Origin of the sequence: Stakelama saccharophila (assembly GCF_032229225.1) — a bacterium.
In the GTDB taxonomy this organism is placed as follows: Bacteria; Pseudomonadota; Alphaproteobacteria; order Sphingomonadales; family Sphingomonadaceae; genus Sphingomonas; species Sphingomonas saccharophila.
The window spans coordinates 611,694-626,320 of the sequence record NZ_CP135076.1 but is presented as its reverse complement, the minus strand read 5'-3'; the positions used below and the strand labels follow the sequence as shown (position 1 = coordinate 626,320).

Annotated in this window: 12 protein-coding genes; 8 read left to right on the top strand and 4 right to left on the bottom strand. The window is 68.3% G+C overall.

Going from position 1 to position 14,627, the window contains the following annotated elements; genetic code table 11:
• Nucleotides 1–146: 146 nt before the first annotated feature.
• A complete protein-coding gene (hutC, locus tag RPR59_RS02805; RefSeq protein WP_313916449.1) occupies nt 147–854 on the bottom strand; it encodes a histidine utilization transcriptional repressor HutC in 708 nt (235 codons plus the stop codon).
• On the bottom strand, nt 851–2,197 hold the full coding sequence (locus RPR59_RS02800) for a formimidoylglutamate deiminase (protein ID WP_313916447.1): 1,347 nt from the start codon (nt 2,195–2,197) through the stop codon (nt 851–853). Before RPR59_RS02800 ends, hutC begins: the two co-directional genes overlap by 4 nt.
• Before the next feature lie 68 nt (nt 2,198–2,265).
• On the opposite strand from RPR59_RS02800, the gene hutI reads away from it, so the two are divergent.
• Genes hutI through hutU form a run of 4 tightly spaced genes read left to right on the top strand, consistent with a single transcriptional unit; the run spans nt 2,266 to nt 7,490 of the window.
• Nucleotides 2,266–3,471, top strand: a complete 1,206-nt coding sequence (hutI, locus tag RPR59_RS02795; protein ID WP_313916445.1) for an imidazolonepropionase — start codon at nt 2,266–2,268, stop codon at nt 3,469–3,471.
• On the top strand, nt 3,468–4,991 hold the full coding sequence (gene hutH / locus RPR59_RS02790; protein WP_313916444.1) for a histidine ammonia-lyase: 1,524 nt from the start codon (nt 3,468–3,470) through the stop codon (nt 4,989–4,991). The genes hutI and hutH overlap by 4 nt, the downstream gene beginning before the upstream one ends.
• A complete protein-coding gene (hutG, locus tag RPR59_RS02785; RefSeq protein ID WP_313916443.1) occupies nt 4,988–5,803 on the top strand; it encodes an N-formylglutamate deformylase in 816 nt (271 codons plus the stop codon). Before hutH ends, hutG begins: the two co-directional genes overlap by 4 nt.
• A 10-nt stretch (nt 5,804–5,813) precedes the next feature.
• Nucleotides 5,814–7,490, top strand: coding sequence for a urocanate hydratase (hutU, locus tag RPR59_RS02780; RefSeq protein ID WP_313916442.1), 1,677 nt, complete (start codon nt 5,814–5,816; stop codon nt 7,488–7,490).
• A 21-nt stretch (nt 7,491–7,511) separates the two neighbouring features.
• Here the strand turns inward: hutU and RPR59_RS02775 are convergent, their stop codons facing one another.
• Nucleotides 7,512–8,876 carry a lipopolysaccharide biosynthesis protein gene (locus RPR59_RS02775; RefSeq protein ID WP_313916441.1) on the bottom strand — a complete coding sequence of 455 codons (1,365 nt, stop codon included), beginning with the start codon at nt 8,874–8,876 and terminating at the stop codon, nt 7,512–7,514.
• Nucleotides 8,873–9,547 carry a PIG-L deacetylase family protein gene (locus RPR59_RS02770; RefSeq protein WP_432280304.1) on the bottom strand — a complete coding sequence of 225 codons (675 nt, stop codon included), beginning with the start codon at nt 9,545–9,547 and terminating at the stop codon, nt 8,873–8,875. Before RPR59_RS02770 ends, RPR59_RS02775 begins: the two co-directional genes overlap by 4 nt.
• A gap of 310 nt (nt 9,548–9,857) precedes the next feature.
• On the opposite strand from RPR59_RS02770, the gene RPR59_RS02765 reads away from it, so the two are divergent.
• The 4 genes from RPR59_RS02765 to RPR59_RS02750 all read left to right on the top strand — a co-directional run bounded on the left by RPR59_RS02765 (nt 9,858) and on the right by RPR59_RS02750 (nt 14,549).
• Nucleotides 9,858–11,291 carry an O-antigen ligase family protein gene (locus tag RPR59_RS02765; RefSeq protein ID WP_313916439.1) on the top strand — a complete coding sequence of 478 codons (1,434 nt, stop codon included), beginning with the start codon at nt 9,858–9,860 and terminating at the stop codon, nt 11,289–11,291.
• A 68-nt stretch (nt 11,292–11,359) separates the two neighbouring features.
• On the top strand, nt 11,360–11,938 hold the full coding sequence (locus RPR59_RS02760; RefSeq protein ID WP_313916438.1) for a polysaccharide biosynthesis/export family protein: 579 nt from the start codon (nt 11,360–11,362) through the stop codon (nt 11,936–11,938).
• Nucleotides 11,929–13,155 carry an outer membrane beta-barrel protein gene (locus RPR59_RS02755; protein ID WP_313916437.1) on the top strand — a complete coding sequence of 409 codons (1,227 nt, stop codon included), beginning with the start codon at nt 11,929–11,931 and terminating at the stop codon, nt 13,153–13,155. The genes RPR59_RS02760 and RPR59_RS02755 overlap by 10 nt, the downstream gene beginning before the upstream one ends.
• The gene (locus tag RPR59_RS02750; RefSeq protein ID WP_313916436.1) at nt 13,155–14,549 is read left to right on the top strand and encodes a pectate lyase; all 1,395 of its coding nucleotides are present in this window, start codon (nt 13,155–13,157) and stop codon (nt 14,547–14,549) included. The genes RPR59_RS02755 and RPR59_RS02750 overlap by 1 nt, the downstream gene beginning before the upstream one ends.
• The last annotated feature ends 78 nt before the right edge of the window (nt 14,550–14,627 follow it).

The window sequence follows — 14,627 nt, the reverse complement described above, 5'->3', positions numbered from 1 at the left end:
AGGCGGTGGAGCCCCCCGGCGACGACGGCCGTAGCGGCGCGCGCAGGCAACCCGCGATACCCCTCCACCATGCTTCGCATGGCCCCCCTGCGGGGGAGGAATTTGGAGGCGCGCGCTGCATGAGCTTGCCCGAGGCGAAAAATACTCTAGCGGCGGCGGTCGGGGCCGAAGCGCGCCACCAGGTCGATCGCGCCGGGTGCGAAGATCTGGCGAACGCTGGTGATGCCGTCCGCGCCGCGCCAGGTCCTGCGGTCGAGCGCAAGACAGGCGGCGCGAGGCTCCACGTCGAGCTTGTCGGCCAGCTTCGCGTCGGCGGAAATGGCGGTCACCCGGCTTTCCGCTTCCGTCCAGGGCACATGCGCCAGCAGCCAGGCTCCGGGCGAAGGCGCCGCCCAGTCGCGCGTCCGCGCCTCCGGCACCGCATTCAGGCTGATCGACCGATATTCGACCGCGAAGGGCCGGTCATCGGCCCGGTGTATTCCTTCGACGACGAGCAGTTCCCCTTGGCCGCCGAGCGCGCGTTCGGCCGCGGTTCGCGGGCGCCGCACCGTCCGGTGCGTGACGTGGAAGGCATAGGCCTCGCCGCGGCCGCGCACCTCGCCCTCCAGATCGGGGATGTCGAGCATCATCGAATGGGTTTCGGGCCGGGCGACGAACGATCCCGCTCGTTTGCGGCGCTCGATCAGACCTGCCGCCGCGAGGGCGCCCAGCGCCTTGCTGACCGTCATGCGCGCGCAGCCATAGTCGGCCATCAGCGCCTGTTCGGTCGGCAGGCGATCGCCCGGGCCCAGCGCGCCCGACAGGATGCGCGCCTCCACGTCGCGGCGGATGCGCTCATGAAGAGGGGCGGTCACGCCAGCACCCGTTCCACCGCCGCGCGGTAGCGCACAGCGACCGCATCGCGCGCCCGGTGCCTGCCGCTTTCGACCTGCTTCACCCCGGCGCGCCAGACGCAATCCAGGGCGCCCCGGCCGAAAACGAAACTGTCGAGCAGCGCGTCGCCGGCGCGCGCGACGAAGTCCGGCGCATCGGCGGGCAAGGTGACGATGTCGGCGGGGGCGCCTTCGCGCAGGGCCGCGACCGCGCCCAGCGCCTGCGCCCCGCCCGCGATCGCATCGGTCACCAGGCGCGCGCCGGTGGACGTGCCCGCATCCGCCAGCACATTGCGCCGGCGCTGCGACAATCGCTGGCCATATTCCAGCAGGCGAAGTTCCCCGGCGGCATCGACGCGCACGTTGGAATCGGTGCCGATTCCGAACCGACCGCCGCCGGTGAAATAGCGCTCGGCCGGGAAGATGCCGTCGCCCAGATCGGCCTCCGTCACCGGACACAGGCCCGCCACCGCGCCGGACCGCGCCAGCGCATCGGTTTCGGCGTCCGTCATGTGGGTGGCGTGGACGAGGCACCAGCGCGCATCGACCGGCTGGTTCGCCATCAGCCATTCGACCGGCCGGGCGCCGCTCCAGGCGACGCAATCCTCCACTTCGCGCACCTGCTCCGCGATGTGGATGTGGATCGGCCCCTCGCTCAGACCGGCAACCATCGACAGTTCCTCCGGCGTGACCGCCCGCAGGCTGTGCGGTGCAACGCCCAGGACGGCGTCCGGCAAGCGATCGAGGTGCCGGCGCGCGCCCTCCAGCAGCTCGGCGAAGCCGTCGATATCGTTCGCGAAGCGGCGCTGCCCCGCCCCCGCCGGCGCGCCGCCGAAGCCGGAGCGGGCATAGAAGACCGGGAGCAGCGTCAGCGCGATGCCGGTCTCGCCGACCGCGCGCGCGATGGCGGCCGCCATTTCCGCCCGGTCACCATAAGGGGCGCCGTCGGGGCCGTGATGCAGATAATGGAATTCGCCGACACGGGTGAAGCCCGCTTCCAGCATCTCGACATAGGCCAGCGCCGCGATGGCGGCGACGCCGTCCGGATCGAGCCGGTCGACGAAGCGGTACATCGCCTCGCGCCACGTCCAGAAGCTGTCCTCGCTATCGCCGCGGCGCGCGGTGAGGCCCGCCAGGGCGCGCTGAAAGGCATGGCTGTGCAGGTTGGGAATGCCGGGCAGCGCGATCCCGTGCCGTTCGGCCGCGGGATCGGGCGCGGCATTGACGGTGAGCGATGCGATCCTACCGCCGCGGATCCGGACGGCGACATCATCCGCCCAGCCGCCGGGAAGCAGGGCCTGATCGAAATGCAGCCGGGTTTCCATCGCGCACCTCCTTGACTCGGCCAAATGTCTAGACATTATCGCGCGGCGAGGCAACGAACGAGGCGATGATGAAGTGCGACACCCTCTGGCGCGATGCGCGGCTGGCGACGCTGGTGGACGGCGCGCCCGGCCTGGGCGTCGTCGAGGACGGCGTGATCGCGGCGAAGGACGGCGACATCGTCTATGCCGGGCCGGCGGGGGATGCGCCCGCGCTGGAAGCCGACGAGTCGATCGGCTGCGAAGGGCGCTGGATCACGCCGGGGCTGATCGATTGCCACACGCACCTCGTCCATGGCGGCAACCGTGCGGGCGAGTTCGAGCAGCGGCTGGCCGGCGCCAGCTATGAAGAGGTGGCGCGCGCCGGCGGCGGGATCGTCTCGACCATGCGGGCGACGCGCGCGGCGAGCGAGGACGAGCTGGTCGCGGGCGCGCTGCGACGGCTCGACGCGCTGATCGCGGAAGGCGTCACCGCCGTCGAGGTCAAGTCGGGCTATGGCCTGTCGACCGAGGACGAGATGAAGATGCTGCGCGCCGCCCGCCGGCTGGAGCTGGCGCGCGGCGTTCAGGTCGCGACGACCTTTCTCGGCGCGCACGCCCTGCCGCCCGAGCGCAGGGACGATCCGGACGGCTATATCGACGAAGTGTGCGAAACGATGCTTCCCGCGGTGGCCGGAGCGCGGCTGGCGGACGCGGTCGATGCCTTTTGCGAAGGGATCGGGTTCACCGCGACACAGACGGAGCGGGTGTTCGAAGCGGCGCGCAGATACGGCCTGCCGGTGAAGCTGCATGCCGAACAGCTCTCCAACCTTCGCGGCGCGGCGCTTGCGGCGCGATACGGAGCGCTGTCCGCCGACCATCTGGAACATCTCGATGCCGACGGCGTGGCGGCGATGAAGCGAGCCGGCACGGTCGCGACGCTGCTGCCCGGCGCCTTCTATTTCACGCGCGAGACGAAGCTGCCGCCCATCGCCGCGCTGCGCGATGCGGGCGTGCCGATCGCGCTCGCCACGGACTGCAATCCGGGGACGTCGCCGCTCACTTCGATCCTGCTGGTGCTCAACATGGGCGCGACGCTGTTCCGGCTGACGGTGAACGAATGCATCACCGGCGTCACCCGCAATGCCGCCCGGGCGCTGGGGCTGGAGGGCCGGATCGGCACGCTGGAGGCAGGCAAGGCCTGCGACCTCGCCATCTGGGACATCGAGCAGCCCGCGGATCTCGTCTATCGCATGGGGTTCAATCCCCTTCACGCTCGTATCTGGAGGGGCCAGTGATCACGCTCGAACCCGGCACCGCGACACTCACGCAATGGCGCGCCATCTATCGCGGCGAAACCGCGAGGCTCGATCCCGCCTGCGCGCCGCGAATCGCCGAAAGCGCGGCGGCGGTGGAGCGCATCCTCGCGCGGCACGAGCCGGTCTATGGCATCAATACCGGCTTCGGCAAGCTGGCGAACGTGAAGGTCGGCGACGACGATCTCGCCACGCTCCAGCGCAATATCGTGCTGAGCCATGCCGCCGGCACGGGCGCGCCGACGCCGGCGCCGGTGGTGCGGCTGATGATGGCGCTGAAGCTCGCGAGCCTGGCGCAGGGCGCGTCGGGCGTCCGCCAGGAGACGGTGGCGCTGCTCGAGGCGATGCTGGAGCGCGGGCTGGTGCCGGTGATCCCCGCGCAGGGGTCCGTCGGCGCGTCGGGCGACCTGGCGCCGCTCGCCCACCTCGCCGCGACGATGATCGGCGTGGGTGAGATCGTGATCGACGGCACCACCAGGCCGGCGGCCTCCGCACTTGCCGACGCCGACCTCGCACCGGTCGAGCTGGGGCCGAAAGAGGGGCTGGCGCTGCTCAACGGTACGCAATTCTCGACCGCCTATGCCCTTGCCGGGCTGTTCGACACGGAGCGGTTGTTCCGCTCCGCGCTCGTCACCGGCGCCTTGTCGACCGAAGCCGCCAGGGGCTCCGACACTCCCTTCGACCCGCGCATCCACGAACTGCGTCGCCATCGCGGGCAGATCGAAAGCGCGGATGCGCTGCGCCGACTGATGGCGGGGTCGGCGATCCGCGCCTCCCATCTCGAAAATGACGAGCGGGTGCAGGACCCCTATTGCCTGCGCTGCCAGCCGCAGGTGATGGGCGCCGCGCTCGACCTGTTGCGCCAGGCGGGCCACACGCTGGGTGTCGAGGCGAACGGCGTGTCCGACAATCCGCTGATCTTTCCCGATACCGACGAGGCATTGTCGGGCGGCAATTTCCATGCCCAGGCGACCGCCTTCGCCGCCGACACGATCGCGCTCGCCATCTGCGAGATCGGCTCGATCGCGGAGCGGCGCATCGCCATGCTGATCGATCCGGCGCTGTCGAACCTGCCCGCCTTCCTGACGCCCGATCCGGGGCTCAATTCCGGTTTCATGATCCCGCAGGTGACGGCGGCCGCGCTCGTTTCGGAGAACAAGCAGCGCGCCTATCCGGCGAGCGTCGATTCGATCCCGACCTCGGCCAATCAGGAGGATCACGTCTCGATGGCCGCGCATGGCAGCCGGCGGCTGCTGGACATGGCGCACAATGCCACCGCGGTGATCGGTATCGAGGCGCTGGCCGCGGCGCAGGGCGTGGAGTTCCACGCTCCGCTGCGTTCCAGCGATGCGCTGGAGGCGGTGCGGGCGTGCATTCGGGACGTGGTCCCGGCGCTGGAAAACGACCGCCATTTCCATCCGGACATGGAGGCGGCGAACCAACTCGTGCGCGGTGGCGCGCTGATCGCGGCCTGCGACCTCGCCCTGCCGGAGGTGGCATGACCGACTGGCTTGAAATCCACCGCGGCGACGCGCCGCTCGTCGTCGCCTTTCCGCATACGGGCACGGACATTCCGCACGCGATCGAACAGCGGATGATCTCGCCCTGGCGCTCGCGCCTGGATGCCGATTGGTGGATCGACAGGCTCTACGCCTTCGTCCCCGACAAGGGCGCGACGACCGTCCGCACGACCGTTTCGCGCAGTGTGATCGACGTGAACCGCGACCCGTCCGGCGCATCGCTCTATCCCGGTCAGGCGACGACGGGACTATGCCCCGTCACGACATTCGATGGCGCGCCGCTCTACGAGGAGGGACGCGAGCCCGATGCGGGCGAGATCGCCGAGCGGCGGGCGACCTGGTTCGACCCCTATCACCACGCGATCCAGACCGAACTCGACCGGCTGCGCGGCGGCCATGGCCGCGTCGTCCTCTATGACGCGCATTCGATCCGCAGCCGGGTGCCGCGGCTGTTCGATGGCGAGTTGCCGCAGTTCAACATCGGCACCGATGGCGGCAGGACCTGCGCGGTGGAACTGCGCGAGGCGGTGACGCGGATCGCCGCCGACAGCGAATATGCCCATGTCGTCGACGGACGGTTTCGCGGCGGCTGGACGACACGCCATCATGGTCGTCCGGACACCGGGCAGCACGCCATCCAGATGGAACTCGCCATGCGCGGCTATATGGACGAACCGGACGATCCGGGCGCCGGCAACTGGCCCACGCCCTTCGATGCCGAACGCGCCGCGCCGCTCGTTCGCCGCCTCGAGCCCATAATCGACGCCTGCCTGGCGTTCGCGCGCAATCTCTAAAGGAGCGCTTATGAACCGCCGCGACAACAGCCGCACCGTCCGCGCCGCCACCGGTACGGAACTGACCGCCAGGAGCTGGCTGACCGAAGCGCCGCTCAGGATGCTGATGAACAATCTCGATCCGGACGTGGCCGAGCGGCCGGAGGAACTGGTCGTCTATGGCGGCATAGGCCGCGCCGCGCGCGACTGGGAAAGCTTCGACCGGATCGTCGCCGCCCTGCGCGACCTGGAGGCGGACCAGACGCTGCTCGTCCAGTCGGGCAAGCCGGTGGGCGTGTTCCGCACGCATGAGGATGCGCCGCGCGTCCTGATCGCCAATTCCAACCTGGTGCCCAAATGGGCGACCTGGGAGCATTTCGCCGAGCTCGATCGCAAAGGCCTCGCCATGTACGGGCAGATGACGGCAGGTTCGTGGATCTATATCGGCACGCAGGGGATCGTTCAGGGCACCTACGAGACCTTCGTCGAGATGGGCCGGCGCCATTATGACGGCGACCTGTCGGGCCGCTGGCTGCTGACCGCCGGGCTGGGCGGCATGGGCGGCGCGCAGCCGCTTGCCGCGGTGATGGCGGGGGCGTCCTGCCTCGCCATCGAGTGCCAGCCGAGCCGAATCGAGATGCGGCTGAAGACCGGCTATCTCGATCGCGCGACGGAATCGCTCGATGAGGCGCTGGCGATCATGGAACAGTCCTGCCGCGACAAGACGCCGGTGTCGGTCGGTCTGCTCGGCAATGCGGCCGAAATCCTGCCGCAACTGGTCGAACGCGGCGTGCGCCCCGACCTCCTGACCGACCAGACCAGCGCGCATGACCCGGTCAATGGCTATCTCCCCGCCGGCTGGACCGTCGCCGAATGGATCGAGCGGCGCGAGCGCGAACCCGAAATGGTCGCCGAGGCGGCGCGCGCTTCGATGGCCGAGCATGTGAAGGCCATGCTGGCGATGCAGGAAGCCGGCGTGCCGACCACCGACTATGGCAACAATATCCGTCAGGTGGCGAAGGACGAGGGCGTGGCCGATGCGTTCGGCTTCCCCGGTTTCGTGCCGGCCTATATCCGCCCGCTCTTCTGCCGCGGCGTCGGTCCGTTCCGCTGGGCGGCGCTCTCGGGCGATCCGGAGGACATCTACAAGACCGATGCCAAGGTGAAGGAGCTGCTGCCGGACGACGCGCATCTCCACCGCTGGCTCGACATGGCGCGCGAGAAGATCCGGTTCCAGGGTCTGCCGTCGCGCATCTGCTGGGTCGGGCTGGGCGACCGGCACCGGCTGGGCCTCGCCTTCAACGAGATGGTGGCGTCGGGCGAGTTGAAGGCGCCGGTCGTGATCGGCCGCGACCATCTCGATTCAGGCTCCGTCGCCAGCCCCAATCGCGAGACCGAGGCGATGAAGGATGGATCGGACGCCGTTTCCGACTGGCCGCTCCTCAATGCGCTGCTCAACACCGCAAGCGGCGCGACCTGGGTGTCGCTCCACCATGGCGGCGGCGTCGGCATGGGCTATTCACAGCATGCCGGCATGGTGATCGTCGCCGACGGCAGCGAAGCTGCGGCGAAGCGGCTGGCGCGCGTGCTGTGGAACGATCCCGCGACCGGCGTGATGCGCCATGCCGACGCCGGCTATGACGACGCCATTCGCTGCGCGCGCGACAAGGAACTGGACCTGCCCGGAATCCTTGGCTCGTCCGGTTGACGGACGCTGCCGGTCAAGACGTCAGGGCGGCCCCGTCCTTCGGGGCGCGATTGGATCCGGCGCACGCTTCAGGCCCGCCCGCCAGGCAACGTCCATCCACAGCGCGACGAACGCTGCGAACAGGATCTGCGCCAGGCTCGCCCCCATCGCGCCCAGATGAGGGATGAGCAGCAGCGCGCCGGCGAAGAACAGGGCCGTACCGAACGCCACCACCACGAGCACAAGCTGCGGCCGACCCATGGAAAGCAGCACCGAACGCGACGGCGCCGCGTGCATGATGAAGATGACACTGACGATCTGCGCGATCAGCAGGGGGCCTACCGCCGCGTAGTTGCTGCCGACGGCGGTCGTCACGAAAGCCTCGCCGGCCACGACCGCGACCAGCAGCACGGCGATTCCGATTCCGCCCAGCGCCAGTTGAACGCGCCCGGTAAGCGCCCTGAGGGCGGCACGGTCCTTGCGCGTCCAGAGCCGCGCCATGTCTGGATAGAGAACCGCCTGCGCCTGCGCTCCCACCTGTTGCGCCAGCTTCGCCAGCCGCTTGGCCAGGTGATAGAAACCGGCCTGGGTCGGCCCGGCCAGGCCGCCCACCAGCAGGGTGTCGGCCTCCTGCGTCAGGGTGCGCATCGTCATCGACAGATTGGTCGAGGAGGCGAAGGAGAGAAAACCGGGAAAATCCCGCCGCAAATGGCGCGGCGATGCCCGCAGCGGGTTCGGAACCCCTTCGGCGCGAAGGGCCGCGAACCCGCGGTGGAGAAACAGCGCCGATCCCAGCACCTGCGCCGCGGCCCAGGCGACCAGAAAACTTTTCACGCCCAGCCCGTAATGCCAGCACATGAGCGCGAAGCCGATCCGCAGCACCTGTCCCGGCAACTGCACATAGGCGATGGTGCGGAAACGCCCGGCCAGGCGCAGCGCCGCCGTCGGCATGCCGGTGACGTTGCACAGCGTCGCCACGCTGTAGATCGCAACCAGCTCGAAATAGGCGTCGCTCAGCCCCACCATCGGCGCGAAGAATCCGGCGATCAGGACCGCCGCAGCCGCAGCCGTCGCCGCAGCCGCGACATCGAGCATCAGGCCATAGAGATGCAGCCGCGACAATTGCCGCATGTCCCCGGCGGCCTCGAGTTCGCTCGCGAACTTGATCAACGGCTGCCAGGATTCGAAGCGCGCGATCCGTTCGACCAGCCGCACGAAGGTGAGGACGAGGACAAAGACGCCGAATTTCTCCGTCGTCAGGGCGCGCGCGGCAATGCCGACGCTGACGAGCATCAGGACGCTGCTGGCGGCATTGCCCGACAGCAGATGCCCGATCTGGCGCAGGTGATGAACCGGCATGGCGCCGGCGCCGAACACCGAACGGATGGTCTTCGCTACCGCAATCACGCGGCGCGCCAGATCTGGCGAACGGCCATGAACGCTTCGGCCGCCTCGCAGAACACGGTCGTGCCCCGCATCGTCGCCAGCGCGCGAATCGCTTGCGGCGAGCGTTCGTCCGGAAAGGCCTTGGCCTGGGAACGAAAGGCGGCGAACGCCTCCACCTTGCGCTCGATCTGTGCCGAGATGTCGATGAAGCTGTCCGGCAGGAACGCCGGAGTCGTGCCGGGCGCCGCCCAGTTCGTTTCCGACAGTGTCTCATAGGCGAAGATGCGCTCCGGCGCCCCGGCGCTGCGCGGCCGGGCCCAGACCATCGCCGCGGTGAAGCAGATCTGATGATCCAGATGAATGTCGCCGACAAAGGGCAGGAACAGCGTGTCGGGCGCAATCGCGTCGAGGCAGGCGCCGACCGCGGCATTGACCTCGGCAGCGGGAACGCCGTCCAGTTCGGCCGCCGGCAGGTCGAGGCGATGGGTTCGCGTCGCCCCCAACATCGCGTGCGCGGCATCCGCCTCCGCCATGACCCGGTCCATATAGCCATCGGAAAACCGGGGCGGCCGGCCACGGGTGGCGATCACCACATGGACCTCGCTTCCCGCCGAGGCCAGCCGTGCCATCGTACCGCCGCATCCGAGAACCTCGTCGTCGGGATGCGGCGCCACGACCGCGACGCGTCGCATTGCCGTGAACTCGCTCAACTGCCCTTGCCTGCCAACATGATGGGTCCGTTCACCGCCGATCGGTAGCGCGCGGAGGAACTGGCGGTATGCCGGCGCGCGCGCCCGTCGCCGGGTCGCATGCAATATCCTAGGGCTGGTCCGGGGCTGGCGAAAACGCCATTCCGGCATGCCTCCTTTTCGCCTGCCGGCTACGCCTTTTGGGCGGCGCCCCCTCCAGAATGCGAATGGCGGATGCGAACGCCGTGCGGCACGCATTGCAAGCGATCGCATGGCCGATCGCACGAATAGTTCCGCAAGCGGATCACGGCGCATGAATGCCATTTCAGGCGAAGGGCGCGATTTCGCGCCCCAAGACGGGCGGGAGCGAGGCGATGTCGGCTCGTCGGCGACGTTGGCCCGGCGCGCGGCACCGCATGGCGGCACGGCACGGCTTCCCGGTACGATCGAAACGCCGATCCTGGCGGAAGCCGGCCCGCATTCGCTGGCCGCAGCGTTCATGGCGACCGGCGCCTTTTTCGCCTCCTACCAGTTGCTGCGCGTAGGCAGCATCAATGTCACGCTGGCCGATCTGATGTTCTTCGCCGCCTTCGCCATCGGCCTGGCGCGAGGACAATTGACCGCGATCCCGTTCGGCCGGGTGACGCCCTTATGGCTCGTCGGCCTTGCGATGATGCTGGGCGGGCTGTTTATCGGCACCTTGTTCAACGGCGACATGATGCGCTGGTTCGTCATCTCGATGCAGTACATCACCGGCTTCCTCTTGCTGCCGATGCTGCTTCTCGCACAGCCCCGACGGATTGCGCGGCGGCTGGTCGCGATGTTCATCCTGGGCGTGGCGGCGATGGAGATCTTCGGCATCGCCGTCAGCCAGACGATGAACCATGCTCAGGCCGCGGCGGTCTTTTCCGAGGAATTCATCGCAGGCAACGGGCGGCTTTCCACCTTCGCTTCCGAACCGAACTGGAACGGGGCGACGATCGCCTTCACAACGCCGCTGCTGATCTATGCCTTTTCGACCCGGTTGCTGCCGACCTGGCTGGTGACGCTGATCGTGCCGGTCTTCGCCTGGGCGCTGATGCTGAGCGCATCCTTTACGGGATTTGCCGCGACAGTGGCGGCGATCGCGATCACGCTGCTGTTTCTCGGCATGCGCTATGTCGGCGGGACGCTGCTGGTCGCCGCGGTCGGCGCATCGATTTTCGTCGCCAGCGGCGCCCCCGTCCCGACCGTGTTCGAGGATCGCGTCGGCAACGCCATCTCCAGCGGCGATCTTGAGGAGGCCGGCACCTACAAGGGGCGGATGAAGCTGATCGAATTGGCATGGGCGCAGGCAGACGACACCGTGTTCATCGGCCTGGGCGCCGACCAGTTCCGCAAGACGAACGAGATCAAGCAGCCGGTCCACAACATCTATCTGCTGATGCTGGTAGAGGGCGGGCTGGTCTCGCTCGCCGGCATCCTGGTGCTGGTGGGGCTGCTGCTATGGATGCCTCTGTCGCGACTGGCCCATTGCCGGCTGGAAGCGGGCGTCTGTTTCGCCGTCGTCGCCGTCTTCATTCTCTACAGCCAGTCCAGCCCGCACATCTTCTCGCGCCTGAACATCATTCCGGTGCTGCTCGCCCTGATGATCGTCACCAAATGCGGCGGCGGCATAGCCCGAAAGAGGTACGCCGGTCGGCCAGTACGACCTCTTCGCAACGAATCCGCCGAAATTGCCACGGGGCATCCGGGCGCGATGCGATAATCTCGGCGCACACCGCCCTATCGTCGAAATCATGTCGTCGGAAATATTCTCGAAGCCTGGAGAGTGACATGCAGCCTCGATCCATCCTGCGCCACGCATTGCTCGGCCTCGCCGCAGCCCTGCTGACGAGCGGTTGCGCAAGCCTCACCGCCTCGCTCGCCGACCTTCCGCCGATCGAGAACAGCCAATACCGGCTGGGCGCCGGAGACGAGGTACGGGTCTATATCTATGGGCTGGAGGCGTTCAACAACACCACCTTCACCGTCGCCGGCGACGGCACCCTGTCACTGCCGATGGTGGACAAGGTCCAGGCCGGCGGACGGACCTTTTCCCAACTGGAAAGCGGCATCAAGCAGGCGCTGCTCGAACGCCGCATCCTGAATGCCCCCATCGTCAACGTCCAGCCGAGCGCGCTCAGGCCCTTTTATATCCTGGGCGAGGTCAACAAGCCCGGCGAATACACCTTCCGCCCCGGAATGTCCGTGCAGGCGGCGGTGTCGATGGCGGGCGGATACACGTTCCGCGCCGACCAGAGCGCGGTCGCCATCACCCGCAAGGTGGGAGGAAATTCGCTCACCGGGCGCGCGCGCGTCAGCGACCCGATCGAGCCCGGCGACCAGATCGAAGTGTACGAACGGTGGTTCTGATCCGCCGCCTGGCGCTGGCCGGCGCACTGGGAACCGCCGTCGCGGCGAATCCGGTCGCAGCGCAGCAGATCGACCGCACGGCGCCGATCCTCGACCTTCCGCTTCCCGGCACGGACCCGATGGGCCTGCCGCTCGGTCCGTTCCGGCTCTATCCCTCCGGCGAGGCGCGGGTCGAATATGACAGCAACATCTATGCAGAGCCAGACAATGAGGTCGACGACGCCCTGGTCGTGCTGACGCCGCGGGTGGAGGCGCTGCTCGATTCCGGCGATGCCAACCTGTCGCTGCTGGGCGAATTGCGGCTGCGGCGCTTCTTCGATCGCACGGCGGAGGACAGCGACGCCGCCTTCTTCCGCATGCAGGGCAATTACAAGTCGGCGCCCGACACCTTTGCCGGGCATGTAAGCTGGCGCCGCGCGATCGAGGATCGCGGCGACCCGGAGGCGCGCGATACGCGCAGTACGGGGCCTCGCCGCATCAACATCCTCAACAGCGAGGCGTCCTGGACGCACGATACCGGCAGTGTCTATGTCGGTCTGACCGGCGATGCGACGCAGGTCGACTATCTGGCGTCCCGCGACCGGGATCGCGACCTTTCGATCTATTCGGCACAGGCGGCCGCCGGCTATTATCTGACGGGCACCGTCCGGGCCGTCGTCAACGGGTTCTACAACCGCCGCGACTTCCGGCTTGCCACCGATTTCACCGGGATCAACCGCGATGCCGACACGTTCGGCGTGCGGGCCGGTGTGAGCCTTGCCGACACCGGCTTCGTCCGCGGCGAGGCGACCGTCGGCGTGTTCCGTTCCAACCCGGACGACCCGTCTCTGCCCAGCCGCACCGGCCTGTCGGCCGAAGCCTCGATAAGTTACCTGCCGACCCGCCGCATCGCATTCACCCTGGACGGGTTTCGCGGCGACGTGGCCACCGTGCGATCCGGCGCACAGGCCCGTACCGACACCCGCTTCCGCCTGGGCGTCCAGGCCGAGGCGCGTTCCGACCTGCGATTTCAGGCGTCGGTCCTCTATCGACGGAGCAAATTCATCGGCACCGGCATCGCGGAGCGTACCCTGGGCGTGACCGGCGAAGTCGAATATCGGCTCAACCGGTCCCTGTCGCTCGCCACGACGGTGACATACGCCAACCGCCACAGCGACGATCCTTCCCAGCCGTTCGAGCGAACGCGCGCGGCGGTCGAACTGCGCACCCAGTTCTGATGCCGCCCCGCCGCCCGCTGCGCACCGCGATCGCGACACTGCTGGCGCCGCTGGGCATCGCCACGGCGTTCCTGCTCGTGCCGGCGTGCAGCAACTCCGCCGAAACCCAGCCGCCCCCGCCGCCCGAGCCCGTGGCGGGGCCGCCCGCCTTTCCCGGCGCGACCGGCTTCGGCGCCGGCGCGAAAGGCGGGCGCGGCGGACGGATCATCATGGTCGACACGCTTGCCGATTCCGGTCCGGGAAGCTTCCGCGCCTGCGTGGGGGCCGAAGGGCCGCGGGTTTGTGTTTTCCGGGTGGCCGGCGTCATCCGCTTTACCGGGCGGCCGCCGGTCATCAGCAATCCCTACCTCACCATCGCCGGTCAGACGGCGCCGGGCGGCGGCATCACCCTGGCCCATGCCGGCGGGGCCAACGGCCTGACGCCGCTGTTGATCAAGCAGAGCCACGACATCGTCGTCCGGCACATCCGGGTGCGCAACGACCGCATCGGCGCCAACCGCGAGGCCGAGGATTCGATCACGATCGAGAACAGCCGAAACGTCATCATCGACCATGTCAGCGCAAGCTGGGCCCGTGACGAACTGGTCAATCCTTACGGCGACAACAACGATATCACCATCAGTTGGTCGATCTTTGCCGAGGGCATTCCCAAGCACGACAAATGCGCGCTGCTGGGCAGCGATCCCGAAGGCCCGCAGCAGGTCAGCTTTCTGAACAATCTTTGTGCCCATAACGGCGACCGCAACCCGGACGTCAATTTCGTTCCCAATTCCTGTGTCGAGGTGGTGAACAACGTCCTGTACGACGCCAGTTCGCAATTCACCGAAATATGGGAAAGCTACGGCGGATCGCCGGTTTCCGTCGTCGGCAACGTCATGCGCAAGGGACCGTCGACGGCGGATCACGCCGTCGGCATCGACCGCGAGGAGCTGGGCTCCAAGGGTGATGCGAAAATCTACATCTTCGCCAACCGCTTCGACGGCAAATTCCAGCATATCGCGCCCGATATCAAGGCCGCGGCGGTTCCCTCGCCTCCCTGCCCGCTGACGGTCCGGCCGATGTCGGCCGATGCCGCCTATGACGCCGTGCTGGCGCGCGCCGGCGCATTTCCGCGCGACGGCGTCGATGCGCGGATCGTGCAGGAAGTGCGCGATCGCACCGGCCATATCGTGCACGAACCCGGTGCCATCCCGCCCGTCGCCACCGCGCGACCCTATGCCGACAGCGATGGCGACGGCATGGCCGACGAATGGGAAGACGCACATGGCACGAACGCCGCCCGGCCCGACTCCTGGAGCGATGCCGATGGCGACGGCGTGCCCAGCCTGGAAGCCTTTCTGGCCGACCTCAGCGATCGCCTGATCGGCCACACCGCGGGGAATGGGCCAGAATGACGTCCTGGAGCGCGGCACCCGGGGCACCTGGCGGAACGCAGACCCGGCGCGGCGCGACGAAATCGCGGCCACGGATCT